We start from the raw sequence: 24,734 nt of genomic DNA, 5'->3' as shown, positions 1-24,734 counted from the left end.
CGGGTCCCGGGCCGTGCATTGCGCCGGGCGGTCTGCCCTCATGCGCCGTGTCCGGGTCCCAGGCGGCGCGGGCCCGGTTCTGGCTCCGCTCCCCTGCCCCGGGTTCCCTGCTTCATTGGTCCAAAATCAGATAGTATGAAATCGGACTATTGCCATCATAAAAGATTTCCCCGCCTTTGTCAAGGCCCCGCCGGTCCTTTTTTGCATGAAAAAAAACCGAGGGAAATTCCCTCGGTTTTCAGCGCGCAGAGTATTGACCGCCGAAACCGGGCGGCGCAGCATTTCGGCCGCCGGACCCGTGCAGGGCTTGACCGCTTCGGGGCCGGGCGGCGCAGGGTTTTGGATGCTGACCGCCGGGGCGGGTTTAGGCCTCGGGCGCGGGTGTGTCGGCGGCTTGCGGGGCTTCGGTGTCCTCGAAGTATTCCCTGCGCACCATTTCCTCGATCTTCGCCGCCACATCGGGGTTGTCCTTCAGGTACTTCTTGGCATTCTCCCGGCCCTGGCCGATGCGCTCGCCGTCGTAGGAGTACCAGGAGCCGGACTTCTCAATGATGCCCTTGTTCGCGGCCAGATCCAGAATGGAGCCCATCCTGGAGATGCCCTCGCCGTAAAGAATATCAAACTCGGCGATGCGGAAGGGCGGGGCCATCTTATTTTTGACCACCTTCACCTTGGTGCGGTTGCCGATGACCTCGGTGCCCTGCTTGATGGCCTCCTGACGGCGGATATCCAGACGCACCGACGCGTAGAACTTCAGGGCCTTGCCGCCGGTGGTCACCTCCGGGCTGCCGTAGATCACGCCCACCTTCTCGCGGAGCTGATTGATGAAGATGGCCACGGTGTTGGACTTATTGATGGTGCCGGCCAGCTTCCGAAGCGCCTGGGACATGAGCCGGGCCTGCAGGCCCACGTGGGAGTCGCCCATCTCCCCCTCGATCTCCGCCTGGGGCACCAGGGCGGCCACCGAGTCGATGACGATCACGTCGATGGCGGCGCTTCTCACCAGGGCCTCGGTGATGTCGAGGGCCTGCTCGCCGGTGTCCGGCTGGGACACGTAGAGGTTCTCGATATCCACGCCCAGCTTGCCGGCGTAGATGGGATCAAGGGCGTGTTCCGCGTCGATGAAGGCCGCGGTGCCGCCCAGCTTCTGCGCCTCGGCGATGATGTGCAGGGCCACGGTGGTCTTGCCGGAGGATTCCGGCCCGTAGATCTCGATGATCCTGCCCCGGGGAATGCCGCCGATGCCAAGGGCCACATCGAGGTCCAGGCATCCGGTGGGGATCACCTCCACGTGGCGGTGGGAGGTCTCGCCCAGCTTCATCACGGCGCCCTTGCCGAACTGTTTCTCAATGGAGGCGAGGGCAAGGCCCAGGGCCTTCTCCTTCTCCTCGGCGCTGTTCGCCGGAACCACCGGCGCTTTCGTATTCTTTTTATCCATCCGCTTCACCTCAACAATTTCTATCTTCCGGTAGTCCGAGAATTCTTCTCCGCACCCAATCGAAGGCATGGAGCATGGCGCCGTTCTGCACCCGCCTGCGGTCGCCGGTGAGGTACAGCTGGTGCACCTTCGTCTCCTCGCCCTTTTGGGCCATGCCGATGAACACCAGACCCACCGGCTTGGCGTCCACGCCGCCGCCGGGGCCGGCCACGCCCGTCACCGAGAGGGCCAGTTCGGCGCCGGAGGTCTCAAGAAGGCCCTCCGCCATCTCCTCGGCGCATTTGGCGCTGACGGCGCCGTTATAGTCCAGCGTCTCCGGGGACACATGCAGGCGCTTCACTTTGGATTCGTTGCTGTAGGTCACCAGACCTTCCAGAAAAACCTGGGAAATGCCGGGGTTGTCCACCAGCTTCGAGGCGAGAAGCCCGCCGGTGCAGGATTCAGCCAGCGCGAAGGTGACGTTCTCCTCCATCAGGAGGCGGGCCGCCAGCTTGTCCAGCGTCTCCTCGCCCATGGCGTACACCCGGTCCTCCAGCCGATCCCGGATCCTGGCTTCCAGGGGATCGAGCAGGGCGTTCGCCTCCTCGGCGGTCCCCGCCTTGGCGGTGAGCCGGAGCGTCACCTCGCCCGTGCCGGCATAGGGCGCGATGGTGGGATTGGTCTGGCCCTCGATCAGGTCCTCCAGCTCCTCCTCCAGCGCCGATTCGCCGATCCCGTAGATGCGCAGAACCCGGGAGACGATCTCCTCGCCGGTGCGGCCGGCCAGGTAGGGCGCCACCCTTTTATCGAACATGTCCTCCATCTCGAAGGGCGGGCCGGGCAGAATGATGAAGGTTTTGCCCTTCTCCTCCAGGATGCAGCCCGGAGCGGTGCCCTTGTCGTTGTCCAGCACCCTGGCCCCCCCGGGGATCATGGCCTGCTTCAGATTGGCCTTCACCATGGGCTGCGCCATGTGCTGGAAGCGGCGGCGCATGCGCTTGAGGCTTCCCTCGTGCATGTGCAGGGAAAGGCCCAGATACTTCGCCACCGTCTCCTTGGTGATGTCGTCGCTGGTGGGGCCAAGGCCGCCGGTGAGAATGATCACGTCGCTGCGGTGGAAGGCCTCGTCCAGCGCCGCGAGAAGCCGCGCCTCATTGTCCCCCACCACCGTTTGATGGTACATGTCGATGCCCATGGCCGAGAGCTTTCTGCCGAGGTACTGGGCGTCGGTGTTTACGATCTGGCCGAGCAGGAGCTCGGTGCCCACACAAATAATCTCCGCTGTCACTTTGTTTCATCTTCCTTCGTTCCAAAATTGAGCACGTGGCGGTTGACCACGAAATAATCGATGCCGCTCCAAAGGGTGAGGAACAGCGCCACATACAGCAGGATATCCGCCGCCGGCACCCCGATGAGGCTGAAGGGCATGTTGTCCATGAGGATGACCACGATGGCCACCAGCTGGATCACCGTCTTGATCTTGCCCAGCATGGACGCGGCGATGACCTTGCCCTCGGTGACGGCCACCATCCTGAGGCCGCTCACCAGAAATTCCCGGGCCACGATGATAAAGGCGATGGCCGAGGGGACCTTGCCCTGCTCCACCAAAATGATGAGGGCGGAGGTCACGAGAAGCTTATCGGCCAGGGGGTCCAGGAACTTGCCGAAGGTGGTGACCTGATTGCGGCTCCTGGCGATGTGTCCGTCCAGCGAGTCGGTGACGGAGGCCACCACAAAGATGAAGGCCGCGATGTAGTTGCCGTAGGGGATGCCCGGGACGAGCATGAACACCATGAAGATGGGAATGAGCAGAATCCGGGCGATGGTGATTTTACTGGCCAGCGTAATCATGGCAAACTTCTCCCATCATATCGTAATCGGCGGCCTCTGTGAGCCGCACCGGCACGAAGCCGGCGAGATCCTCCATGGCTGAAACATAGATGCGCCCGTCGGCGTCGTCGGGGGCCTCCCGCCAGGACCGGCCGAAGAGCACGCCCTCCTCCCGGCCCTCGAGAAGCACCTGTGTAATCTCTCCCACCCGCTTTTCCAGGAAGCCCCGGGAGATGGCCCGCTGTTTCTCCATGAGAAGCCCGAGCCGCTCCTCGGCCAGCGCCTCCGGCACCGCGCCGTCCATGCCGAAGGCCGCCGTGCCCTCCTCCGGGGAGAAGGCGAAGGCGCCGAGGTGCTGGAACGGATGATCGCCGATGAAGGCCAGCATCTCCCGGAAATCCGCGTCCGTCTCGCCGGGGAACCCGCACATGAGGGTGGTGCGGAGCACGAAGGGGGTCCTTCGCCGCTCCACCCGGGCTAAAAGCGTCTCGATGCCCGAGCGGGTGTCGTGGCGGTTCATCCTTCGCAGCATCCGGTCCGTCACGTGCTGGATGGGGATATCGAGGTAGGGCAGGACGCCCTTCTCCTCCTCCATCACACTGAGAAGTTCGTCCGTCACCCGCCCGGGATAGGCGTACAGCACCCGGATCCACTTGAAGTAATCCCTCCTGGCCAGCGCCCGCAGCAGCTCCGGCAGCCCGCCGGGCTCGTCGTAGCGGGTGGTGTCCTGGGCGATGAGGGTCACCTCCTCCACCCCGATGTCCATGAGGTCCTGGGCCTCCCGCAGCACCGAATCCACCGGGCGGTTGAAGTAGGGGCCGCGGATCATGGGAATGGCGCAGTAGGCGCAGCGGTTGTCGCAGCCCTCCCCGATCTTGAGGTAGGCGCTTTTCCCGCCGGTGGTGAGGATGCGAGGCACCTCGGGGAAGGTCCTGGGGTAGCCGGTGAGAACGGGCCGCTCCCCCCTCTCCGCCCGCCTGAGGACGTCCACGATCTCCTCCTGCTGGCCCGCGCCGAGGAAGGCGTCCACCTCGGGCAGCTCCAGGGCAAGCTCCTCCGGATAGCGCTGGGACAGGCAGCCGGTGACGATAAGGAGCCGGAGGCTCCCCCTCTTTTTGAGCTGGGCCATCTCGAGGATGGTGTCGATGGATTCCTCCTTGGCCGGCGCAATGAACCCGCAGGTGTTGACCACGATGGCGTCCGCCGCCGCCGGGTCGGACACGATCTCATAGCCCGCGCCCTCGATGAGCCCCAGCATCACCTCGCTGTCCACCCGGTTCTTGGCGCAGCCAAGGGATACCATGCCCACCCGCTTGATGCTCATAGAAGCCCCCCCTCTCCCGGGAACATGCGCTCATAGTCCTCCCGGGTGATGAGTACGTTCCGTGATTTGCTGCCCTCGAAGGCGGATACGATGCCCCGCTGCTCCATCTCGTCGATGAGCCGGGACGCCCGGGAATAGCCCACCCGGAGCCGGCGCTGGAACATGGACGCCGAGGCCTGCCCGTATTCAAGGGCGGTCTTTACCGCAAGGGGCAGCAGCTCGTCGTAGTCCTCCCCGCCGGCGGGGCTCTCCTCGCTGCCGCCCGCCGCCGCCTCGATGCCGCTTTGCACCTCCTCGGAGTATTCGGCCACGCCCATCCTCTCCCGGATGTAGTCCGCCACCCCGTTGGTCTCATCCTCGGAGACGAAGCAGCCCTGGGCCCGGGTGGGCTTTGAAGCGCCCATGGGGAAGTAGAGCATGTCGCCCCGGCCGAGCAGCTTCTCCGCGCCCGGCGCGTCCAGGATGATGCGGGAGTCGATCATGGAGGATACGGCAAAGGCGATGCGGGAGGGAATGTTCGCCTTGATCAGCCCGGTGATGACGTTGGCCGAGGGGCGCTGGGTCGCCACCACCAGGTGGATGCCCGCGGCCCGGGCCAGCTGGGCCAGGCGGCAGATGTTCTCCTCCACGTCCTTGGCGGCGACCATCATGAGGTCGGCCAGCTCGTCGATGATGACCACGATGAAGGGCATCTTCTCTTCTCCCGCCTCCGCCATCATCTCGTTGTACTGGGTGATGTTCTTCACCCGGGCGTCGGCGAAGGTGCGGTAGCGCTTCTCCATCTCCACCACCGCCCACTTGAGGGCGCCGGCGGCCTTCTTCGGATCGGTGACCACGGGGATCATCAGGTGGGGAATGCCGTTGTAGTTCCCCAGCTCCACCACCTTCGGGTCCACCACGATGAGCTTCACCTCCGCCGGGTCCGCCTTATAAAGAATACTCAGCAAAATGGAATTGATGCAAACGCTCTTGCCCGAGCCGGTGGCGCCGGCGATGAGCAGATGGGGCATCTTGGCCAGGTCGATCACAAGATCGGTGCCGGCGATGTCCTTGCCGAGGGCCACCGCAAGCTTGGAAGGATGATTCCAGAAGGTCTTCGAGTCCAGCACCTCCCGCAGGGAGACCATGGCGCTCTTCTGGTTGGGGACCTCGATGCCGATGGCCGCCTTGCCGGGGATGGGCGCCTCGATGCGAACGCCCGGCGCCGCCATGGACAGAGCGATGTCGTCGGAAAGGTTCAAAATCCGGCTCACCTTGATGCCCGGCGCCGGCTGCAGCTCGTAGCGGGTGATGACCGGGCCCCGGTTCACCTGCAGCACCTTGGCCGAGATGCCAAAGCTCGCCAGCGTCTCCTTCAGGATCTTCGCCTTCTCCCGCACATCCTCCGTCTGGCCGCCGGCCTTCGGCGGCAGGCGCAAAAGATCCACCGGCGGCCGGGTATAGGCCGGCTCCCGCTTCTCCGGCGCGCTCTCAGGGCCGCCCGCTTCCGGCGCGCTTCGGGGCCTTGGGGGCTCGTTCTCGTCAAAATCGCTCACGCTGGGATTCTTCGGCTGCTCCTCCTCAAAGAAGGAGGGCTTCGGCGCCTCCCGCCGCTTCGCCTTCCCGCCCACGCCCTTCAGCGCCTGGGCCCGCTCGATGAACGCCTCCTCCACCTCCAGCGGGTCGTTCTCGCCGTAAACCTTGATGGGCTCGTCCGGCTCGAAGGGCGGGTCGCCCAGCTCCACATCGCCGGGATAGCGGGGCCGCTTCACCATGGGGATGGGCCCCTTCTCCGTCAGAGGGTCGATGCCAAGCTTATCCTTTTTCGGCAGGCTCCCCGGCTCCAGGTCCGCCACGTACAGCTCCTTCTCCTCCCGCCTTTGCTGGCGCTTCTCCTTTTGATCCTTCACCGACTGGGCGATTCGCTCGCCCACCTCCTGACCCTTCTTGCGCACGGAGAAGTGGGTGAGCGCCACGATGCAAACAAGGATCGCCGTCACCGCAAAGATGTAGGATCCGGCGGTTCCAAAAAGCTTCATCGTCAAAAAGGCCAGGACCGCGCCCAGCGCGCCGCCGCCGGTGCGCCCGCCGATGCCCAGAAGATAGGAATCCTTCACATAGCCGAAAAAGCCCGTTTCCAGGATCTGTCCGTGCACGAACAGATGGAACAGGGTGAGAACCGCCCAGGCCAAAAGGCCCGCCACCACCATGTGCTTTGCGGTGAGCCGGAATTTGGCGTAGAAAATGATGGCCGCGCCCACCGCCAGGATGATGATGGGCGAGGCATAGGCCAGCGTCCCGAGAAGGCCGAACAGCAGCCCGGTCAGCCCCGTGCCCAGAAATCCGCCCGCTCCGGCGTACACGCTCACCCCCGCAAAAAGTCCGAGGGCGATCACGATCACCCCGGATACCTCCTGCCAAAAGGGAAACTTTTTCTTTTTTCCGCTCCCGCGGCTCTTTTTCCCCGAACTGGCCAATGGCCCGGCCCCCTTCTTATGACCTCTGTACATACGTATTCAATCTATTTTAGCACACATTCACGCCCCGCTCAACTCGGGTATTTGTCTTATTTTGGGGAGAGGCAGCCGGGGAACGCCGCGGACGGGCGAGACTGAAAACGGGGGCGGCGGGCGGGTGGGATCGATCCCGGCTCCGGGGAGCACTGCGGGCCGCAGCACAAAAAAGCGCGCCGGGGCGAACCCAACGCGCTTTTTTACGATTCCAGGCACCACTTCAGGGTGTCCAGGCAAAGCAGTGCCGCCTTCCCGCCATGGCCGCGGCCCGTGTCCACATTGATGAACCCCTCGGTGAAAATCACTCTGTCCCGATGCTCCCCGCCGTAGCAGTAGGTGGGCGTATGCCCGATGACGAGACGGGGCGAGCCGCCGTAGAAGGGTTCGGTGAGCTCCGGCCGGCCCCAGAGGAAATCGTCCAGTTCGTACTGCGCGAGGGGCGCCGCCGGATCAAAATGATCGATCCCCCCATGGCACAGCAGATAGTCCCGACCCCCGGCCCGCACCGTCTCATACAGGGGCATGTCCAGGATGTAGTCGAGTACGTCGCCCCGCCGCTCCGGGTCCAGCTTCCGGAAGGCTTCCAGGGTGGGCCCGCCGCCGTTCATCAGATAGTCGAGCACCATCTGCACCCGCGCCTCATCGAAGGCGGCCACGCTCTCCTCGGTGATCTCCGCGATGAGCCCCTCCGCCACCGACATGAACATGCGCTCATGGTTGCCCATCAGGGTGATCACATTGTCCCGGCACAGCAGGCTCTCCAAAAGGGCGATGCCGTGCTCGCCCCGGTCCAGCACATCCCCCAGAATGAACACCGTGTCCGCCGGCCCCACCCCGCCCCTGGCAAGGAGGCCGTCGAAGGCTGCCGGCGCCATGCCGTGGAGATCCGCCGTCACGTAGATCATGGGCAAAACATCCTTTCCTCGGTGATCCACAGGGGCAGCACGCTGTCGTGAGCCTCCCGGGGCAGGCCGGGCACCAGCTGGCATTCGAAGATGAGGCCCGCCCGGACCGCGTCCCTCCGCAGGCGGGGCAGATAGCGGTCGTAGTAGCCGCCGCCGTACCCGAGACGCACGCCGGCATGGTCCGCCGCCACCGCCGGCACCACGGCAAAATCAAAGAGCGCCGGGTCCGCGAAGGGCCCCGCGGGCTCAAGGATGCCCCGGGGGCCGGGCCGAAGCCCCTGAAGGTCCGTCACGAAGGCCGCCTCCATGCGTCCGCCGCCCAGATCCACCGGCAGGGCCACCGCTTTGCCCGCCTCAAGGGCCGCCTCGATCAGCGGCAGGGTGCACAGCTCCGCGCCGTAGGAGGCATAAAGGAGCACCGCCCCGGCCGCCCGGTAATCGGGAAGGGCGGCAAGACGCTCCGCCGCCCGCCGGCTCCCCTCCGCCCGGACTTCCGGGGAAAGGGCGCTTCGCCGGGCCAGAGCCGCCCTGCGGGCCGCCGCCTTGCGCTCCGCCATTACGCGCCGCCCCCCACGTACTTCCTTGGCACCCGCTTGTCATGGATGGAGGTGAGGATCTCGTAGTTGATGGTGCCGCACAGCCCGGCAAGCTCGGTGGCGTCGATGGTCTCGCCCCCGTCCGTTCCAAGGAGCGTGGCCCAGTCCCCCGGCGCCGCGGGAACGCCGGTCACGTCCACCATGGTGAGGTCCATGCACACCCGGCCCACCACCTTGCACCGCCGTCCGGCAATGAGCACCTCGCCCCGGCTGGACAGGCACCTTTTGTAGCCGTCGGCGTACCCCGCGGCAATGCACGCGAGAGTCATGGGCCTCTCCGCCCGGAAGGTCCGGTTGTAGGACACCGTCTCCCCCGCCGCCAGCTCCCGGACCTGCAGCACCCGGGCGTACCAGGAGAGCGCCGGCCGGAGCTTTCCAGTGTCAAAGCCGTAGCCGTACCCGTAGATGCCGATGCCCGGCCGGGCGATGTCGTAGCCCATCCCCGGGTAGTTGAAGATCCCGGGGGTGTTCTGCAGGTGGGTCTTGAAGGTGAATCCTGCACCCCGAAACATCTTCACCCAATGATCGAATTTCTCTTTCTGCATCAGCGTGTAAGCTCTTTCATCATCCGCGCTGGAGAGGTGGCTGAACACGCCTTCCAGCGTCACGTTCGGCGCCGAGCCCAGCGCGGCGATCATGGCCGAAACACCCTCATCCGAATCCATGCCCAGCCGGTGCATGCCCGTGTCCAGCTTGGCGTGAACCCGGGCCTTTTTTTGAAGCCGCCCGGCGATGGCGTTCACCCGGGCCACCTGCGCGGGATCGAACACGTTGAACTCCAGCCCGAGCTCCACCGCCCGCTCCTCGTCCTCCGGAAGGAGCCGTCCAAGAAGCAGCACCGGAAGGCCGATCCCCGACGCGATGAGCTCCTCCCCCTCCTCGGCGGAGGCCACGCAGCACCCGGCGAGCCCCGCCTTCTTCGCCGCCCTCGCCACCTCTACCGCGCCGTGGCCATAGGCGTCGGCCTTCATGGCGCCGTAGAGAGCGGTGCCTTCGGGGAGCTGGGAGGCGATCACCCGAACGTTTTCCATCACCCGGGCGAGATCAATTTCCACATAGGTTCTCATGGGGACACATCCTTTCCGTTACCCAAGTTTCACGGCCACCCCCAGGGCGACCTCAAAGATGGCGGAAGCCAGCGGAGCCAGCTCGCAGGCGGCCTGGGCGGGGTCCGAGAAGGCCGGGCCGACGCCAAAGGGGACCGGGCCGGTATAGGCCGTCCCGCCGCCGGCCGGGGTCACACCGGATGGGGCCGCGTTCGGGCCGGCCGGGCCGGTCCCAAAAGAACGGGACACCGGAAGCCTTTCAACGCCGGGCAGGGAGCCCACCGCGATCACGGGAAGGTCCCGGTCCAGCAGGCGGCGGATGGGACCGGCGCCCTCCTCCAGCGGCATCAGCGCCGCGGTCCGTCCCCCCGCCTCCATGGCCTCCACGAGGTTCTTGGCATATTCCAGCGCGGTGCCGTCGCCCAGCACCAGCGTGAGCCGCTTCGGCGCGGGCGGCGGCTCCAGCCCGGGCAGCATGGCGATGAGCGCGCCGTCCGCCGGCAAAAAGGGATACTCCGAAAGCTTTTCCGGCGGCACAAAGGCGATCTGCTGGCCTTCCCGGGGCCGGGGCTCGCCGAGAAGACGGCAGTGGAGAAAATGGATCATTACCTGACGCTCGCCATAGTCGTGGTAGGCGGTGTGGATCACGGGCCCGGGCAGAACCCTTACGCCCAGCTCCTCCCTGAACTCCCGGACCAGCGCCGCCCCGGCGCTCTCCATCAGCTCCAGCTTGCCGCCGGGGAACTCATAGTACCCCCCGTAGAAGCTGCCCTCCGGCCGTTTTTGGCACAGCACCGCGCCGTCCGCCCGCCGGGCCACGCCGGCGGCCACCCATTCCATCATGACAGTCACCTCACAAAAAAGGGGCTGGTCCTTGATTCGGCCCATACCCCCGTTTTTCCTCTAGTCCAGTTTATCCATGCGGTTGCGGGTCACCCGCAGACGCACCATCGCCCGGGTGAGGGCGATCTTGCTCTGGGTGTATTCCTGCATGCTCTTCTTCTGCCGGAGACGCTCCTCCGCCCGAAGCCGCGCTTCCTCGGCGCGCCGGGCGTCGATCTCGTCCGGCCACTCCACGGCCTGGGCAAGAATGATGGTCCGATCCGGGCGCACCTCAAGAAAGCCCTCCGAACAGAAGCTCTCCTTCCACTGGCCGTCCACCTTGAAGCGGATGGTGCCCACGGAAATGCCGGTGGACATGGGGATGTGGCCCGCGAGGATGCCCAGCTTGCCCTGGGTGCCCTCCACCACCAGCGATTCCACCGGCCCGTCATAGAAGCGGCGCTCCGGCGTGGTGATCTCAAGATGAAAGGTCTTCATCCCCTCATCCCTCCTCCATCTGGCGGGCCTTCTTCTTCACCTCGTCCAGGTTGCCCACCATGAAGAAGGCCTGCTCGGGCAGGTCGTCCGCCTCGCCCTTCACGATGGCCTCGAAGCTCGATATGGTCTCCTCGATGGTCACATAGCGGCCCTCATAGCTGCTGAAAACCTCCGCCACGAACAGCGGCTGGGAGAGGAATTTCTGGATCTTCCGGGCCCGGTACACGGTGAGCCGGTCCTCCTCGGACAGCTCCTCCATGCCCAGAATCGCGATGATGTCCTGCAGCTCCGCGTAGCGCTGCAAAATCTCCTGGACCTCCCGGGCCACCCGGTAGTGGCGCTCGCCCACGATGCGGGGCTCCAGAATCCGGGAGTTGGAGGCGAGGGGGTCCACCGCGGGATAGATGCCCATCTCGGCGATGTGCCGGGCGAGCACCGTGGTCGCATCGAGGTGGGTGAAGGTGGTGGCCGGCGCCGGGTCCGTGAGGTCGTCCGCCGGGACGTACACCGCCTGCACCGAGGTGATGGAGCCCTGACGGGTGGAGGCGATGCGCTCCTGCAGCGCGCCCACCTCGGTGGCCAGCGTGGGCTGGTAGCCCACCGCCGAGGGCACCCGGCCCAGCAAAGCGGAAACCTCGCTGCCCGCCTGGATGAAGCGGAAGATGTTGTCCACGAAGAACAGCACGTCCTGGTGCTCCACGTCCCGGAAGTATTCGGCCTGGGTGAGACCGGTGAGGGCCACCCGCATGCGGGCGCCCGGGGGCTCGTTCATCTGACCGAAAACGAGGGCGGTCTTTTCGATGACGCCGGACTCGGTCATGTCATGGAGAAGGTCGTTGCCCTCACGGCTGCGCTCGCCCACGCCGGTGAAGATGGAGTAGCCGCCGTGCTCGGTGGCGATGTTGTGGATGAGCTCCATGATGAGCACCGTCTTGCCCACGCCCGCGCCGCCGAACAGGCCGATCTTGCCGCCCTTCACGTAGGGCGCCAAAAGGTCGATGACCTTGATGCCCGTCTCAAACACCTCGGTCATGGGCTTTTGCTGGATGAAGTCCGGGGGCTCCCGGTGGATGGACATGCGCCGGGTTCCCGTGAGCGGCGGCTGTCCGTCGATGGGCTCGCCCAAAACGTTGATGGCGCGCCCCAGGACATCCTTGCCCACCGGCACCATCACCGGGCTTTTCGTATCGATGACGGGAAGGCCGCGGGAGAGGCCTTCGGTGGCGGTCAGCGCCACGCACCTGACCACGTCGCCGCCGAGGTGCTGGGTGACCTCCATGGCCACTTCCGGTCCGTCCCAGCGGACCCGGAGCAGATTTTGAATGGCGGGCAGTTCGCCCTTGGGAAACCGCACGTCCAGCACAGGTCCAATGACCTGCACCAGCGTGCCGGTGGATGGGCTTTGTTCCATAAGATTTCCTCCTTAGGTTGGTTGCCGCGGGGTATGGGGCCGACGGGGCCGTCCGGCCGGGTTGCCGTGGCCGGGAGCCGACCGCAGGGACCGACGGGCCGGATTGCCGGGGCCGCCAGACCGCTCGCCGGACGGGCCAGGCCGCAGGGACCCGCCCGCTAGCTCCGGCGGCTCTGCGCCTCGGTGCCGGATACGATCTCGTTGATCTCCTCGGTGATGGCGTTCTGCCGCGCCCGGTTGTACTGCTTTTGCAGCTTTTCGATCATCTCCTCGGCGTTCCTGGTGGCCGCGTCCATGGCCTGCATTCTCGCGCAGTGCTCCGAGGCGTAGGACTGCACCAGGCACGAATAGATCACGCCGATGATGTACTGGGGCACCACGTAGTCGAACATGGTGCGGGCGTCGGGCTCGTAGAGCATCTCGCCCTCGTAGGGCGCGAGGTCCTCCACGTCGTCGAAGTCCGAAAGGTAAACCGGCAGAAGCCGCATCACCCGGGCCTCCTGCTTGATGGGCGAGATCATCTTGGTGTAGCAGATATAAACCTGATTGAGGAGGTTCTGCTTGAACATGTCGATGACCGTATCGGTGATCTGCCGGGCATTGTCCAGCGTCGGGTTCTGGGCCACATGGAGGAATTCCACGTCCACCATGTACCCCTTTTTGGTGAGGAACTCCCTCGCAATCTGACCCACGGTCAGGATGGACAGCTCCTCGTGCCCCTTCATGTGCTCGGCGGCCAGGTTCAGCACGTTGTGGTTGTAGCCGCCGGCCAGGCCCTTGTCGCCGGCGATGACGATGTGGGCCGCGGTGGTGTCCGCCCGCTCCTGCAAAAAGGGATGGGTCTGCCCGCCCAAACGGTGGGCGATCATGTCCTTCATGGTCTGGCGCACCAGACTGAGATAGACGGCGTTGGCGTCGTAGCGCTTCATGGCCTTCTGCATCTTGGCCGTGGAGATGAGGTGCATGGCCTTGGTGATCTGCATGGTCTCCTGCACCGTCTTGATGTGGGTGCGGATGTCGTGCATGTTGCTGCTACTCATCTTCGTCCTCTTTCAGATAGCCCTTGTTGAAACTCTCCACGGCCAGCTTCAGGGAGTCGGCGGTCTCATCGGAGAGGTCGCCCACGGTCTCAATGACCTTCAAAAGATCGTCGTGCTCATCCTCCATGTGGCGAAGCAGCGCCTTCTTGTAGTCCTGAATCTCCCGGAGCTTGAGCTTGCGCATCAGGCCCTTATCCACGGCGTAGAGCAGCACCACCTGCTCCGCGAGGGGCAGGGGTTTGTACTGGTCCTGCTTCAAGACCTCGGTCAGCCGCTCGCCGTGATCCAGAATCTCCTGGGTGGCGGGGTCGAGGTCGGAGCCGAACTGGGCGAACACGGCCAGTTCCCGGTACTGGGCGAGATCGAGGCGGAGATGGCCGGCCACCCTCCGCATGGCTTTCGACTGGGCCGCGCCGCCCACACGGGACACGGACAGGCCCACGTTCACCGCCGGCCGCACGCCGGCATGGAACAGATCGGTCTCGAGAAAGATCTGCCCGTCGGTGATACTGATCACGTTGGTGGGCACGTAAGCGGAGATGTCCCCCGCCATGGTCTCGATGATGGGCAGCGCCGTGATGGAGCCGCCGCCAAGGTCCTCCCGAAGCTTCGCCGCCCGCTCGAGGAGCCGGGAATGGAGGTAGAACACGTCGCCGGGATAGGCTTCCCGGCCCGGCGGCCTGTGGAGCAGCAGGGACATGGCCCGGTAGGCCACGGCGTGCTTCGATAGATCGTCGTAGACGATCAGAACGTCCCGGCCCTGGTGCATCAGCTCCTCGGCCATGGCGCACCCGGCGTAGGGCGCGATGTACTGCAGCGGCGCCGAGTCGCTGGCGGTGGCGGAGACCACGATGGTGTAGGCCATGGCTCCGAAATCCTTGAAGGTGCCAATGACGTTCGCCATGGTGCTGGCCTTCTGGCCGATCCCCACGTAGATGCACACCACGTCCTTGCCCTTCTGGTTCAGGATGGTGTCCACGGCGATGGCGGTCTTGCCCGTCTGCCGGTCGCCGATGATGAGCTCCCGCTGGCCCCGGCCGATGGCGGTCATGCTGTCGATGGCAAGAAGCCCGGTCATGAGCGGCTTATTCACCGGGCTGCGCTCCACGATGCCCGGCGCCGGCGACTCGATGGGCCGGTAGGTGTGGGTCTCGATGGGGCCCATGGCGTCCAGGGGCTGGCCCAGCGGGTTCACCACCCGGCCGATCAGCTTCTCCCCCACGGGCACCTCCACCACCCGGCCGGTGCCCATGACCACCGAGCCCTGGACCACCTTCGTGCCCTCGCCGAAGAGCACCGCGCCCACCGACTGGTCCTCCAGGTTCAGGGCCAGCCCGTAGTTCATGTCCTCGAATTCGAGGAGCTCGCCGTATTTGCAGTCCATCAGCCCGGCGATCTTCACGATGCCGTCGCCGGAGGAGATCACCCGGCCGATATTCTTTTCCGTTTCATTGCCTTGGTAGTCCGCGAGCCGCTCCCGGATCGCGTCGGAGATGGCGCCATGTCCTTTTTGGAGTTCCGCCATCCACTACACCTCCTTTGCCATGATGTGCTCCTTGAGGCTCACCAGGCGGGTTCTCAGGCTGCAATCGAAGCAGACCTTGTCGATGGTGCACACGAAGCCCCCGAGGAGGCTCTTATCCACGCCCGCCTCCAGAAAGACCTTCTTGCCCATCTTCCTTTCAAATTCCGTCTCCAGCTTTGTGATTTCCTCATCGTCCATGGGGAACGCGGAGACGAGCTCCCCCCGCAGGATGGTGGCGAGATCGAGGATGAGGGCGAATTCGCCCTCCAGCGTCTCGTCCAGCGTGCGCTTCATGACGATCTGCTGGCCGATCTCCCCCTCGAGGCGTTCCCGAAGAAGGTCCATGTCGGGATGGAGCTTCTCATCGGCGAACACGAAATAGCCCTTGGAGAAGCGGGACTCGAAGCCGATGCCCGCAACGCCCCACAGGGTCTCGTCCCGGAGGGGCCGGAGGGAAACCTCGCCTTGGAGCACCTCCTCCAGGATCCTCTTGAATTTTTCGATCTGCGGGTCCCGAAGCGGGAAGGCCGTCACCAAATAGCCCTTAATCATGGCGGTTCAGCCTTTCCAGGTAATCGTCGATGACCCGACGGTTATCTTCAAGGGATACCTCCCGCTCCAGCACCTTGGAGGCGATATCCACGGCCAGGGACACGGCTTCCGCTTCCATGTTCTGCTGGGCGATCCTGCGCTCCTCCTCCATCTCCCGCCGGGCCTTCTGACGGATGAGGTCCGCTTCCTGCTCCGCCCGCTCCACGATCTCCCGCTCCTGCCGGAGACCCTTTCTGCGCGCATCCTCGATGATCTCCGCCCGCTTTTCGTCCACATCCCCGATCAGCCGCTTGTATTCCTTCTTCATGGAGGAAACCTCGCTCTGGCCGGAGGTAAGCGCCTCGTCCCGGGCGATAAAGCGCTCCTCCCGGGCGGCAAGGAACTTATGGACCGGCTTGTAGAGCAGCCAGCGGTAGATCAGGTAGATGATGCCGATGTTGAGGGCGTAGATCAGCATCTTGGTTAAACTTAGTTCCATCTTACCATCCTCATCCTATCTTGGTGATGAGCATCAGCGAGATAACGAAGCCGTAGATGGCCGTCGTCTCGGCAAAGGCAAGACCGATCAAGAGCATGGTGTTGATCTTGCCCGAGGCTTCGGGCTGACGGGACACGGCCTCCACAGCCTTGCTGGTGGCGATGCCCATGCCGATACCCGCGCCCACACCGGTGAATGCAGCTAAACCTGCGCCAATTGCGATAAGAGCTTCCATTCAAATCACTCCTCAATCATATTTGCCGCCTATTCGGTGGCTTCTTCTATAAACGTTAGGGATAACGTTATAAACAGGAAGGTCTGGATCCCCACATGGAAGAACGTGAAGTACAGACTCAAAACCGCCGGCGCCAGGACCGGCACGAACTCGGTGATCATCTCCATGATGATGTAGCCCCCCAGCATGCTGCCAAAAAGCCGGCAGGCCAGGGACACCGGCACCGCAAGGTCGGTGATGACCTTGATGGGCAAAAGGATGGGGTTGGGCTTTGCCAGGGACTTGATCCTCCCCCACACGCCCTTTCTCCAGATGCCGAAGATGTTGATGAGAAGAAAGGAGATCACCGCGAGGGCCACCGTCAGGTTCATGTCGGTGAGGGGGTTCCGAAGCCCGATGAGTTCGGACAGCCCGCAGCTAAACAGCAGCACCGCCAGCGTGAAGAAGTAGGGCGCCAGAATCCGGCCGTCCCGGGCGCCCACCTTGTCGTTCGTGAACTTGGTGGCCGTTTCCACCACCAGCTCCAAAACGTTCTGGAAACCCTTCGGCCGCTCCTTGAAGCGGGGCAGCACGAAGATGCGCAGGGCGAGCGCCGCCACCGTCAAAAGCGCCATGACAATCCACATGGCGAGAAGGGTGTTGTCCACGTCGACGCCCCCAAAGATGGGCAGATGCACCGTGGACGGGTTGATTTCGAAATTCATGATCCTCCCTCTTTCCTTTTAAGCTGGATCACGGCCGCTATGCTCATCACGATGAGCCCCGCCACCATGCCGATGGCAAGGCGGATGAGAATGGCCGCCGGCAGGAGCAGCCCCGCGGCGAGAATGAGCCCGAAGCTCGCCGGCAGGATCACCCAGTGCACCCACTTGGCTTTCCCGCCGAAAATGAACCTTTTGAGGGTCCAAAAGTTGAGCACGCCGAGGACCGCGCCCACGATAAGGGCCAAAATCTCCATTGCACTCATCTCCTATCGTTAGATCATACTCCTTGCCCAGCGAAACGTGAATCCATTTTTCAGGGCCTCAGCCCGAAACAAACGGCATGAACGCCCGAATGCTCCTGATTTCTCCATTTTTCTTCGCTTTACGGGGCAGTCTAAGGCCGCGGCGGACAGCCCGCCGCCGCACCGGGATCAGTAGGTTTCCCACATGAAAACACGCTCGCGGGAAAGCTCCGGCAGCCCGCCCCTGAGGCGGCCCGCCGCACGGAGCTCCGCCGGTGTGAAGCCGCCCATCAAATAGGCGGTGAACGCGCCGATATCGAGCTCCCCCTCCGGCTTCTCGTAGGCCGGCCGGGCGCTCATGCGCCCCTTTTCCCCGGAAAAGCGGAACACGCCGTCGTTCCAGGGCGCCCGGCTGTCCCGCACCCGCAGGGTGAAGGGCCGCTCCGGCTCGGGAAGGGCGAGGGCCGCCACCGCCTTTTCCACGTCCACCACCCGGTACATGCCCTCGGGCTGGAGGGTGAAGATCCCCCGCCCGTCGCCGAAGCCCTGATCCATCATGGCCACGCCCGGCTCCCGCCAGACCGCCCGCTTCGCCGTGGAGTAGTGGGAGGCGAGGAAGGCGAGAAGGCTCTGCCGGGCCAGGGGATCGGCATAGACCATCTCCCGCACCCTCACGCCCTCCGGCGTGATGCGGTACAGGAGGTAGCCCGCCCATGGGTCGCCGGAGCCGCCGGACGTGCCGGAGCCGCCGGGAGTCCCGGTCCCAGGGTCGCCGGAGCCGCCGGGCGTGCCGGAGCCCGCCGGGGCTTCCCGGCCGCCGCGGAGCAGGGCCACCGCCGAGCCGCCCTCCAGGGCGTTGTCCCCCATCACGTAGTCCATTTCCTTCTCGTCCCGCAGGATCACGCCGCCATAATTTTTCGCAAAGGCCCGGTAGGCCTGAAGCATGGCGGGCGTTCCCGGATCCCGCACGAACCGCTCCCCCCCGCCCGGCCGGGCGGTGATCCTGGAAAGCTCGCACGCCCCCTGGTAGCCCGAAGCCAGCACCTCAAACCCATATCTTCGGTAGAAGTCCGGGCTGAAGGGCGAAAGGGGCGCGATGGGGACGCCCTCCGCCCGGAGGGCCGCGAGAGCCGCCGCCATGAGCTTCGTGGTCACGCCGCCGCCCCGGCGCTCCGGCCACACCGATACGCCGCACAGAAACTTCGCGGGAAGCGCCCGGCCCCGCACCTGGAGCCGGTACGGCGTGAACAGCACCTGGCCAATGAGCTCGTCCCCCTCGAAGGCCCCGATGCCCCCGCCGTCCTCAAAATACGTGCCGAAATAGAGGTCCAGAAAGGCCTCGTCGTCCTGAAAACAGTAGCTCCAAAGGGACCGGCACTGGGGCAGGTCCCCTTCCGTCAAGGGCCGGATGTTCATGCGTCCTCCTTCAGGGTCACCACGTACTTTTTCACCATCTCCGCCGGCTGGTAGGACAGCTTGGCCTTCCTGAGCCCTTCAAGGCCCATATCCTCCTCCCGGTTGACAAACTCCGCGCCGGCAAGGGCGTGGATCACAAACTGCTGGTTGATGAGGGGATACAGCCCGGGAATCTCGCTGTTGGCCTTCTCGATGTGCACCACCGCCCAGCCCGGCTTCTTCATGAATTCCCCGAGGCTGAAGGCCTCCACCCGGCCGTTCACCTTGATCACGCCGCCCACCATGGAAAGCTCCTCAAAATGGTCCAGCGCCTCCCAGGTGGCCATGCGCTCCGCCTCGATGGCGGGGCCCAGCTCGTCCTCGCTCTTCTCGTCCATCCACTTGAGATAGACTTCCTTGCAGTCCCCCACCAGATCGGCGGTGAGGGGCAGGTACTCGTAGCTGTACTCCTGCAGAAACTTGTTGATATGATTCCTTTTGCCGTGATACTTCTTGCCCTTGAGTTCCGCCAGATCCTCCCAGCGGTACACGTAGTCGAAGTTATCCCGGTCCTCCTCGATAACATATTGATCCGGGCAGTCCCGCACGATCATCTCGTACAGCCATTGCGGCACGCCCCGCATCACAAAAGGAATCCGCTGTTCCCGGCAGTAGTCCACCGCCTTCTGCATGGCCCCGCAAAGGGGCTGGTCGCATCGGGGAATGAGCGCGTAGAAATGCTCCGGGCCCTCCAGCACGCCCCATTTGATCTTGATGAACAAAACGCCGTCCTCTTCCGCCCACTGAACCATGCCGCTGCCCCGCCAGATGTACAGGCTGGGAAAGGACAGCTCCGAATTCTCGATCCTCCACATCCCACAGTACTCGTCGAACATCTTCTTGTCGCTCATTTGGAGGTCTTTAAACGCTAGCATACATACCCTCTTCCCTTTTTTATTTTTCTTGAATCTATCCTATTCCATTCTGTCCCAAACGTCAACGGATGAATCGATTTCCCGGGGGAGGGCCGGGATGTACAAACGGGGCCGCCGGTGGTACACTGGAAGGCATAAGAAAGGAGTCGTGCAGCCATGGAACGAGAGCGGATGCTTTCCCTCATATTGGACGCCTATCCCTACCCCATCGTGTTCGTGGACACGGATCACATCATCCGTTACATGAACCGCATGGCCCGCTATCACTACTACGAGGAGCGGGGCTACCGGGATCTCATCGGCAGATCCCTGTTCGATTGCCACCAGCCGGCCTCCGCCGAAAAGATCCGGGCCGCCGTGGAAAAGCTGAAAAACCACGGCAACGAGATCTACATCGGCGTGAACATCAAAAACCGCCGCTACTACCTCAACCCCGTGCGGGACGAGAACGGCGAGCTGGTGGGCTATTTTGAACGCTTCGAGCTCAATCTGCAAAAGTAGGCCTCTGCCCATGAAAAAACGCCCGGCATCCAGGTACCGGACGTTTTTTTCATGCTCAGGGGCGCGCCTCCAGCAGCCCATCCTGGGCCAGCCGCGCCAGCAGGGCGCCGTCCCTGGTGGTGAAGGTGCCGTCCCGGCGGCTCTTCAGCACCTCCACCCGCCGGGTCTGCACCTCCACGGAAACGGTGTAGCTGTGGCCGGTAAAATAATTGTAGAACTCCCCGTCGATGTCCAGAATGAAGCCGTAGGCCTCCAGCTTCGCAAGATCCTGGCATTTTCTGATCCGCATACCCATCCCTCCCTATTCGTCGCAAAGAACAGTATATTCGGGAGGCCGGCAAATGATCACCCCGCAAATGAGGGAAAGGCCGGGCCAAAGGGGTGCGTCGTTAGGGAACAGGTCCCGCAGGGCGGCTTCGGTGAGACCGCTCACCAGTGCCCACCGGAAACACCGCCGCCTCGTTCGGCAGATAGGCATGGAACAGCGGATGGAGCTTCACCGCTTTGAAGCCGTGGTTCTTGATGGCGTCCCGGGCCTCGCGCACCGCCTTCTCCCCCTCCATGGGGTTCACCCAGGCCGCGCCCAGGAGCCGCTCGGGCCAGCGTTCCACCGCCGCTATGCTCTCTTCCAGCGGATAGGTGGCGATCAGCGTCTTTTCAATCCCGTATTCGTCCATCTGGGCGATCGCTCCGGTGAGATGCGGACGCCCAGCCGCCAAGCTCCCCCACATGGCTGTGGGCGTCGATCTTTTTAAAGGTATCCTTCACGCCCCCGCCTCCTTCCCATGGGTGGTGTAGGCGAAGCTTTCCGCCAGCGCCGTTTTCTGGAGCGCCTCCGCCAGCACAAAGGCCACGGCCATGCCCACCGCCGACTGCATCAGCTCCGCCGGCAGCATGGTGATGGCGGCCGGACCGCCGTAGATGAGAAGGGTGGCCAGGGTGTAAACAGCCGCATGGACGATGGCGCTCGCCGCCGCACCGACGATCCAAAGGGCCCGGCCCCGCAGGCCGAAGGGACGGCGGTTCAGCATCAGGCCCAGCGCCGCCGCCATCGCCGCCTTGGCGATGAGGGTGGGCACCGCCCACACGGCAAACCCACCGATGAGATCGGCCAGCGCCGCGCCCACCGCGCCCGCCGCCGCGCCCCGCTTCCAGCCCAGAACCATGACCGCCAAAAAGATCATGGAATCGCCGATATGGGTGTAGCCGAAGGGCAGGGGTATTTTCACCACATAGGTGCCCACGAAAACCAGCGCCGTGAACAGCGCCGTCAGCGTGAGCGCACGCATTTTGTCTCGCTGCATAGGATGACCTCCTTTTTCATGGTAATCATCATAGCAGTTCTGTGTCCTTTGCGTAAGTGCCAGTTTTGATATTTTTTAAGGGGTCAGAGGAAAGCGGAAGGTTTCCCAAACCCGAAGGGTCAGAGGAAAGGAGCCAAAGCGAGTTTCCTAAACCCGAAGGGCCCGGGGAGGCAGGGCCGGGGACCGGGCGGCGAAAGACCAGCGCAAACGTGCGAGGCGCGGCGCCCGTGGCAAAAGACCGGCGCCTGCGGTCCCGCCGTTCCAGCGGCTGGTCACGGGCGGGGAGCGGGTCCTGCCGGGGCGGAATCAAAAATGCGCCGGTACGGGGCGGGACAATAAAATCCGGCATCAGCGGGCTGCCGATGCCGGATACAGGGGGTTAGGAAAATCAGCGCTTGTAGGGGGGCACCAGGGGCCGAAGATGGTTGTAGGCCAGGATCATGCCGTTCTCCTCGGTGCTGAAGTTGTTGATGAGGTTCTGCTCCTCGCTCAGGTCCAGGCCCTTCAGCATCTGCTTCAGGAACACCTTATCCTCATGCTCCACATCCATATTGCCGTCGTAGCCCACCTCCACCAGCGCGGAGATGAACTTCGGCCAGTCGACGTCGCCCCAGCCCACGGAGCGGCCGCGCCAGTGCTTGGGATGATCGCCGAACTGGGGTCCGAACATGCCGTAGCGGCCCCATTCCTTCTTCATCACTTCCACATCCTTGGCATGCACATGGAAGATCTTATCGCCGAAATCCAGAACCGCCTGCACATAGTCGAGGCCCTGCCAGATCATGTGAGCGGGATCGAACTCGAGGCCCAGATTCTCCGCCGGCAGCACGTCGAACAGCACCGCCCAGATCTCCGGACTATAGGCCAGGTTGTTGCGGAACATGGTCTTGAAATCGCACATGGGACAGTTCTCGAGGGCGATTTTGATGCCGTACTTCGCCGCCTTGTCGCAGTAGCCGTAGAACACTTCCTTCCATTCGGGGATGTTGTCCTCGATGGATCTGAAGTAGTTGTTGCCGCCGTGGGTGCCGATGACCGTCACGCCCATGCGGCGGGCCAGCTCGATGACCTCGTACATGTACGCCTGGGCTTCCTCCGCCTCCGGCTTGTTGGGATGGAGGTGGTTGGGATAAAAGCCGATGCCGGAGATTTCGATATCCCGGTGCTCCAGATCCTTCAGCACCTTGGCGAGGTCGGCATCGCTGATCTTCGGGTTCACCGTGGACCGGCTCCATACGGCCAGCTCCATGCTTTCAAAGCCCACCCGGGTCGCGAACTCCGCGGTCTTTTCCGTGTAGTTGCAGTACATACCTAATCTCATGGGTCATCCTCCTCGTTCTTTATTGAATTTCCTGCTCCAGGTCCCGAAACACCTCGCCGCTGAAAAATTCGACCAGGGTGATCTCCAGCCCGTCGCAGAGCTTTTTGATGGTGGCCACCGTGGCGCTGTAGTTGCGCCCGCTGACGATGTTGTTGATGGTGGACTGGCTTACGCCGCTGATGGTGCAAAGGCGATTGATGGTAAGGCCGCGCTCGCCGCACAGCTGCAGAATCCGTGCCCGCACCGCCATGCCGATGTTCATGTCTCCGCCCCCTTTTTTCCATTGTACTCCATTGCGGCCCTCAAATAAAGGGGCAGGAACGGCGCCCGGCCAGGCCCGGCGGGCCGCTATCTGTGGGGCGGCACCAGGGGCCGGAGATGGTTGTAGGCCAGGATGAGGCCGTTCTCCTCGGTGCTGTAGTTGTTGATGAGGTCCTGCTCCTCGCTGATGTCCAGCTGGGCCAGCATCTGCTTCAAAAAGACCTTATCCTCGTGCTCCACGTCCATGTTGCCCTCGTAGCCCACCTCCACCAGCGCGGAGATGAACTTCGGCCAGTTGACGTCGCCCCAGCCCACGGCCCGGCCCCGCCAGTGATGGTCCCAGCCCGCGCACCAGGTGGCGGATCGTGGGCCCTTCCTGTACTTGTCGTTGCCGATCTGGGGCCCGAACATGCCGTATTTCGCCCACTGCTTGCGGCGGACCTCCACGTCCTTGGCGTGCACGTGGAAGATCTTGTGGCCGAAATCAAGGACCGCCTGCACGTAGTCGATGCCCTGCCAGATCATGTGGGCGGGATCGAATTCAAGGCCCAGGTTCTCCGCCGGCAAAACGCCAAACAAAACCTCCCAGATCTCCGGGCTGTAGGCGAGATTGTTGCGGAACTGGGTCTTCACGTCCACCATCGGGCAGTTCTCGATGGCAATTTTAACGCCGTACTTGGCGGCGTGGTCGCAGTAGCTGTAGAAGCATTCCTTCCATTCGGGAATATTCTCTTCAATGGATTTGAAATAATCGTTGCCGCCGTGGGTGCCGATGACCGTCACCCCCATGCGGTGGGCAAGATCGATCACCTTGTGGAAATAGGCCTGATTGTCCTTCGCGAATTCCTTGTCCGGATGGATGTGGTTCGGGTAGCATCCAATGGCGGAGATCTCGATGTCCCGCTTCTCCAGATCCTTCATCACCCTGGCAAGCTCGCCGTCCGTGATGTTTGGATTGACGGTGGACCGGCTCCATACGGCCAGCTCCATGCTCTCAAAGCCGACGCGGCTGGCAAATTCCGCCGTTTTTTCCGTGTAGTTACAGTACATGCCTAATCTCATACGCATCCTCCTCCATATTCGATTGTACCTGGTCCTGTGGCGCTGACAAAAAATTGGGATGGGCCGCCGGGTCATCAGAAATTGGGATGCCGGGATATCCGGCTCAAAGAAAAGAGGGTAGATGGGAACGCCGAAGGCGTCTATATATTTCCATAGTAAACGATTGCGGAGGAAATGGTTACCTCAAATGAGTTAGGTTGGCGCAAGACCGGCCAAAAAGCGGCCGGCAAACACGGCGGCGAGGGCGCCGGTGCGGGGCGTCGGTGCGAAGACGTCGGCTTTGCGGAGTGCCGGCGATCCCGGCCCGCAAAAAAGCGCCCGAACCGGCCTGCCGGCCCGGGGGTTCCCCCCCCCGCCGGCCTGGCCCATCGGGCGCTCACGGGCATTTTTGACCTACAGCCCCGTCACTTCATCCTCGGAGAGCAGACGCACGCCCTTCCCGTTGAAGAAGGCTTCCGCCTTCCCGGCGTCGCTCACCTTCAGAATCACCCAGGCGCTGTCCGTGCCGTGGGAGACGAAGGCGTACATATACTCGATCCCCACGTTCTCCTGCTCGAGGCCGGAGAGCACGGCGTACAGTCCGCCGGGCACATCGGAGACGCAAATGGCGATCACCGGGGTGCGGCGCACGGTGAAGTGGCCCTCCCGAAGGGCTTTCTCCGCCGCTTCCGGCTTATCCACGATGAGGCGCAGAATGCCAAAATCCGTGGTGTCGGCGATGGAAAGGGCACGGATGTCCACGTTTCCGTTCTTAAGATAGGCGAGAATCTCGGCCAGGCGGCCGGTCCGGTTCTCCACGAACACCGAAAGTTGCTGTACCATGGGATGACCTCCTTTT

General features: G+C 63.6%; 28 protein-coding genes. 1 reads left to right on the top strand and 27 read right to left on the bottom strand.

The features are described 5' to 3' along the window. Positions 1-364: 364 nt before the first annotated feature. From recA to H8696_RS01900, 20 genes are all read right to left on the bottom strand, one after another. On the bottom strand, positions 365-1,438 hold the full coding sequence (gene recA / locus H8696_RS01995; protein ID WP_249314592.1) for a recombinase RecA: 1,074 nt from the start codon (positions 1,436-1,438) through the stop codon (positions 365-367). 10 nt (positions 1,439-1,448) lie between these two features. After that, positions 1,449-2,705 (bottom strand): competence/damage-inducible protein A, encoded by a 1,257-nt coding sequence (locus H8696_RS01990; RefSeq protein ID WP_249314591.1) that lies wholly within the window; start codon positions 2,703-2,705, stop codon positions 1,449-1,451. Then, the gene (gene pgsA, locus H8696_RS01985; protein ID WP_249315959.1) at positions 2,702-3,265 is read right to left on the bottom strand and encodes a CDP-diacylglycerol--glycerol-3-phosphate 3-phosphatidyltransferase; all 564 of its coding nucleotides are present in this window, start codon (positions 3,263-3,265) and stop codon (positions 2,702-2,704) included. The genes H8696_RS01990 and pgsA overlap by 4 nt, the downstream gene beginning before the upstream one ends. Then, complete coding sequence (gene rimO, locus H8696_RS01980; RefSeq protein ID WP_249314590.1) at positions 3,249-4,571, bottom strand: 30S ribosomal protein S12 methylthiotransferase RimO; 1,323 nt, start codon at positions 4,569-4,571, stop codon at positions 3,249-3,251. Before rimO ends, pgsA begins: the two co-directional genes overlap by 17 nt. Next, positions 4,568-6,952, bottom strand: coding sequence for a DNA translocase FtsK (locus tag H8696_RS01975; RefSeq protein ID WP_249314589.1), 2,385 nt, complete (start codon positions 6,950-6,952; stop codon positions 4,568-4,570). The genes rimO and H8696_RS01975 overlap by 4 nt, the downstream gene beginning before the upstream one ends. 311 nt (positions 6,953-7,263) lie before the next feature. Further along, positions 7,264-7,968: a metallophosphoesterase gene (locus H8696_RS01970; protein ID WP_249314588.1), complete on the bottom strand. Its 705-nt coding sequence runs from the start codon at positions 7,966-7,968 to the stop codon at positions 7,264-7,266. After that, the gene (locus H8696_RS01965) at positions 7,965-8,525 is read right to left on the bottom strand and encodes a 5-formyltetrahydrofolate cyclo-ligase (protein ID WP_249314587.1); all 561 of its coding nucleotides are present in this window, start codon (positions 8,523-8,525) and stop codon (positions 7,965-7,967) included. Before H8696_RS01965 ends, H8696_RS01970 begins: the two co-directional genes overlap by 4 nt. After that, on the bottom strand, positions 8,525-9,631 hold the full coding sequence (gene alr / locus H8696_RS01960) for an alanine racemase (protein WP_249314586.1): 1,107 nt from the start codon (positions 9,629-9,631) through the stop codon (positions 8,525-8,527). The genes H8696_RS01965 and alr overlap by 1 nt, the downstream gene beginning before the upstream one ends. An 18-nt stretch (positions 9,632-9,649) precedes the next feature. Further along, entirely contained in the window at positions 9,650-10,498 is an 849-nt protein-coding gene (locus H8696_RS01955; protein ID WP_249314585.1) for a (deoxy)nucleoside triphosphate pyrophosphohydrolase, read from the bottom strand. 15 nt (positions 10,499-10,513) lie between these two features. Beyond that, positions 10,514-10,930, bottom strand: a complete 417-nt coding sequence (gene atpC / locus H8696_RS01950) for an ATP synthase F1 subunit epsilon (protein WP_249314584.1) — start codon at positions 10,928-10,930, stop codon at positions 10,514-10,516. Between the two features lie 4 nt (positions 10,931-10,934). After that, entirely contained in the window at positions 10,935-12,341 is a 1,407-nt protein-coding gene (gene atpD, locus H8696_RS01945) for a F0F1 ATP synthase subunit beta (RefSeq protein ID WP_249314583.1), read from the bottom strand. Positions 12,342-12,499: 158 nt separating this feature from the next. Further along, on the bottom strand, positions 12,500-13,381 hold the full coding sequence (atpG, locus tag H8696_RS01940) for an ATP synthase F1 subunit gamma (protein ID WP_249314582.1): 882 nt from the start codon (positions 13,379-13,381) through the stop codon (positions 12,500-12,502). Then, positions 13,374-14,906, bottom strand: coding sequence for a F0F1 ATP synthase subunit alpha (gene atpA / locus H8696_RS01935; RefSeq protein WP_249314581.1), 1,533 nt, complete (start codon positions 14,904-14,906; stop codon positions 13,374-13,376). The genes atpG and atpA overlap by 8 nt, the downstream gene beginning before the upstream one ends. 3 nt (positions 14,907-14,909) lie before the next feature. Next, complete coding sequence (locus H8696_RS01930) at positions 14,910-15,458, bottom strand: F0F1 ATP synthase subunit delta (protein ID WP_249314580.1); 549 nt, start codon at positions 15,456-15,458, stop codon at positions 14,910-14,912. Beyond that, positions 15,451-15,936, bottom strand: a complete 486-nt coding sequence (gene atpF, locus H8696_RS01925) for a F0F1 ATP synthase subunit B (RefSeq protein ID WP_249314579.1) — start codon at positions 15,934-15,936, stop codon at positions 15,451-15,453. Before atpF ends, H8696_RS01930 begins: the two co-directional genes overlap by 8 nt. 10 nt (positions 15,937-15,946) lie before the next feature. Beyond that, positions 15,947-16,171: an ATP synthase F0 subunit C gene (gene atpE / locus H8696_RS01920; RefSeq protein ID WP_249314578.1), complete on the bottom strand. Its 225-nt coding sequence runs from the start codon at positions 16,169-16,171 to the stop codon at positions 15,947-15,949. A 29-nt stretch (positions 16,172-16,200) separates the two neighbouring features. Next, the gene (locus H8696_RS01915) at positions 16,201-16,875 is read right to left on the bottom strand and encodes a FoF1 ATP synthase subunit A (RefSeq protein ID WP_249314577.1); all 675 of its coding nucleotides are present in this window, start codon (positions 16,873-16,875) and stop codon (positions 16,201-16,203) included. Beyond that, positions 16,872-17,129: a hypothetical protein gene (locus H8696_RS01910; protein WP_249314576.1), complete on the bottom strand. Its 258-nt coding sequence runs from the start codon at positions 17,127-17,129 to the stop codon at positions 16,872-16,874. Before H8696_RS01910 ends, H8696_RS01915 begins: the two co-directional genes overlap by 4 nt. Positions 17,130-17,306: 177 nt before the next feature. Continuing rightward, positions 17,307-18,533, bottom strand: a complete 1,227-nt coding sequence (locus tag H8696_RS01905; RefSeq protein ID WP_249314575.1) for a GNAT family N-acetyltransferase — start codon at positions 18,531-18,533, stop codon at positions 17,307-17,309. After that, complete coding sequence (locus H8696_RS01900; protein WP_249314574.1) at positions 18,530-19,447, bottom strand: DUF2156 domain-containing protein; 918 nt, start codon at positions 19,445-19,447, stop codon at positions 18,530-18,532. Before H8696_RS01900 ends, H8696_RS01905 begins: the two co-directional genes overlap by 4 nt. Before the next feature lie 156 nt (positions 19,448-19,603). Here H8696_RS01900 and H8696_RS01895 point away from each other — a divergent pair, with 156 nt between their 5' ends. After that, positions 19,604-19,948, top strand: coding sequence for a PAS domain-containing protein (locus H8696_RS01895; protein WP_249314573.1), 345 nt, complete (start codon positions 19,604-19,606; stop codon positions 19,946-19,948). A 55-nt stretch (positions 19,949-20,003) separates the two neighbouring features. Here the strand turns inward: H8696_RS01895 and H8696_RS01890 are convergent, their stop codons facing one another. From H8696_RS01890 to H8696_RS01860, 7 genes are all read right to left on the bottom strand, one after another. After that, positions 20,004-20,237, bottom strand: a complete 234-nt coding sequence (locus H8696_RS01890) for a hypothetical protein (protein ID WP_249314572.1) — start codon at positions 20,235-20,237, stop codon at positions 20,004-20,006. Between the two features lie 100 nt (positions 20,238-20,337). Beyond that, the gene (locus H8696_RS01885; RefSeq protein WP_249314571.1) at positions 20,338-20,667 is read right to left on the bottom strand and encodes an amidohydrolase family protein; all 330 of its coding nucleotides are present in this window, start codon (positions 20,665-20,667) and stop codon (positions 20,338-20,340) included. Positions 20,668-20,712: 45 nt separating this feature from the next. After that, positions 20,713-21,252 (bottom strand): ECF transporter S component, encoded by a 540-nt coding sequence (locus H8696_RS01880; RefSeq protein WP_249314570.1) that lies wholly within the window; start codon positions 21,250-21,252, stop codon positions 20,713-20,715. A gap of 388 nt (positions 21,253-21,640) precedes the next feature. After that, positions 21,641-22,573 carry a sugar phosphate isomerase/epimerase family protein gene (locus H8696_RS01875; protein ID WP_249314569.1) on the bottom strand — a complete coding sequence of 311 codons (933 nt, stop codon included), beginning with the start codon at positions 22,571-22,573 and terminating at the stop codon, positions 21,641-21,643. Between the two features lie 19 nt (positions 22,574-22,592). Further along, the gene (locus tag H8696_RS01870; protein ID WP_249314568.1) at positions 22,593-22,835 is read right to left on the bottom strand and encodes a helix-turn-helix domain-containing protein; all 243 of its coding nucleotides are present in this window, start codon (positions 22,833-22,835) and stop codon (positions 22,593-22,595) included. Between the two features lie 86 nt (positions 22,836-22,921). Further along, on the bottom strand, positions 22,922-23,896 hold the full coding sequence (locus H8696_RS01865; protein WP_249314567.1) for a sugar phosphate isomerase/epimerase family protein: 975 nt from the start codon (positions 23,894-23,896) through the stop codon (positions 22,922-22,924). Positions 23,897-24,289: 393 nt separating this feature from the next. Further along, positions 24,290-24,718: an acetolactate synthase gene (locus tag H8696_RS01860; RefSeq protein WP_249314566.1), complete on the bottom strand. Its 429-nt coding sequence runs from the start codon at positions 24,716-24,718 to the stop codon at positions 24,290-24,292. Positions 24,719-24,734 lie beyond the last annotated feature (16 nt).

This window comes from Gehongia tenuis, from assembly GCF_014384795.1.
GTDB lineage: Bacteria > Bacillota > Clostridia > Christensenellales > NSJ-53 > Gehongia > Gehongia tenuis.
This window is presented reverse-complemented; position numbering and strand designations above follow the sequence as displayed.

Excerpts from the sequence above, each read along its gene's own strand:
- H8696_RS01930 (WP_249314580.1), bottom strand. The coding sequence starts at position 15,458 with ATGATTAAGGGCTATTTGGTGACGGCCTTCCCGCTTCGGGACCCGCAG.
- H8696_RS01955 (WP_249314585.1), bottom strand. The coding sequence starts at position 10,498 with ATGGGCCGAATCAAGGACCAGCCCCTTTTTTGTGAGGTGACTGTCATG.
- H8696_RS01900 (WP_249314574.1), bottom strand. The coding sequence starts at position 19,447 with ATGCTAGCGTTTAAAGACCTCCAAATGAGCGACAAGAAGATGTTCGAC.
- H8696_RS01880 (WP_249314570.1), bottom strand. The coding sequence starts at position 21,252 with ATGCAGCGAGACAAAATGCGTGCGCTCACGCTGACGGCGCTGTTCACG.
- H8696_RS01905 (WP_249314575.1), bottom strand. The coding sequence starts at position 18,533 with ATGAACATCCGGCCCTTGACGGAAGGGGACCTGCCCCAGTGCCGGTCC.
- H8696_RS01870 (WP_249314568.1), bottom strand. The coding sequence starts at position 22,835 with ATGAACATCGGCATGGCGGTGCGGGCACGGATTCTGCAGCTGTGCGGC.
- atpD (WP_249314583.1), bottom strand. The coding sequence starts at position 12,341 with ATGGAACAAAGCCCATCCACCGGCACGCTGGTGCAGGTCATTGGACCT.
- recA (WP_249314592.1), bottom strand. The coding sequence starts at position 1,438 with ATGGATAAAAAGAATACGAAAGCGCCGGTGGTTCCGGCGAACAGCGCC.
- atpF (WP_249314579.1), bottom strand. The coding sequence starts at position 15,936 with ATGGAACTAAGTTTAACCAAGATGCTGATCTACGCCCTCAACATCGGC.
- alr (WP_249314586.1), bottom strand. The coding sequence starts at position 9,631 with ATGAGAACCTATGTGGAAATTGATCTCGCCCGGGTGATGGAAAACGTT.
- H8696_RS01890 (WP_249314572.1), bottom strand. The coding sequence starts at position 20,237 with ATGCGGATCAGAAAATGCCAGGATCTTGCGAAGCTGGAGGCCTACGGC.
- atpG (WP_249314582.1), bottom strand. The coding sequence starts at position 13,381 with ATGAGTAGCAGCAACATGCACGACATCCGCACCCACATCAAGACGGTG.
- atpA (WP_249314581.1), bottom strand. The coding sequence starts at position 14,906 with ATGGCGGAACTCCAAAAAGGACATGGCGCCATCTCCGACGCGATCCGG.
- H8696_RS01865 (WP_249314567.1), bottom strand. The coding sequence starts at position 23,896 with ATGAGATTAGGCATGTACTGTAACTACACGGAAAAAACGGCGGAATTT.
- H8696_RS01860 (WP_249314566.1), bottom strand. The coding sequence starts at position 24,718 with ATGGTACAGCAACTTTCGGTGTTCGTGGAGAACCGGACCGGCCGCCTG.
- H8696_RS01965 (WP_249314587.1), bottom strand. The coding sequence starts at position 8,525 with ATGGCGGAGCGCAAGGCGGCGGCCCGCAGGGCGGCTCTGGCCCGGCGA.
- H8696_RS01895 (WP_249314573.1), top strand. The coding sequence starts at position 19,604 with ATGGAACGAGAGCGGATGCTTTCCCTCATATTGGACGCCTATCCCTAC.
- H8696_RS01875 (WP_249314569.1), bottom strand. The coding sequence starts at position 22,573 with ATGAGATTAGGTATGTACTGCAACTACACGGAAAAGACCGCGGAGTTC.
- atpE (WP_249314578.1), bottom strand. The coding sequence starts at position 16,171 with ATGGAAGCTCTTATCGCAATTGGCGCAGGTTTAGCTGCATTCACCGGT.
- rimO (WP_249314590.1), bottom strand. The coding sequence starts at position 4,571 with ATGAGCATCAAGCGGGTGGGCATGGTATCCCTTGGCTGCGCCAAGAAC.
- H8696_RS01910 (WP_249314576.1), bottom strand. The coding sequence starts at position 17,129 with ATGGAGATTTTGGCCCTTATCGTGGGCGCGGTCCTCGGCGTGCTCAAC.
- H8696_RS01915 (WP_249314577.1), bottom strand. The coding sequence starts at position 16,875 with ATGAATTTCGAAATCAACCCGTCCACGGTGCATCTGCCCATCTTTGGG.
- H8696_RS01970 (WP_249314588.1), bottom strand. The coding sequence starts at position 7,968 with ATGATCTACGTGACGGCGGATCTCCACGGCATGGCGCCGGCAGCCTTC.
- atpC (WP_249314584.1), bottom strand. The coding sequence starts at position 10,930 with ATGAAGACCTTTCATCTTGAGATCACCACGCCGGAGCGCCGCTTCTAT.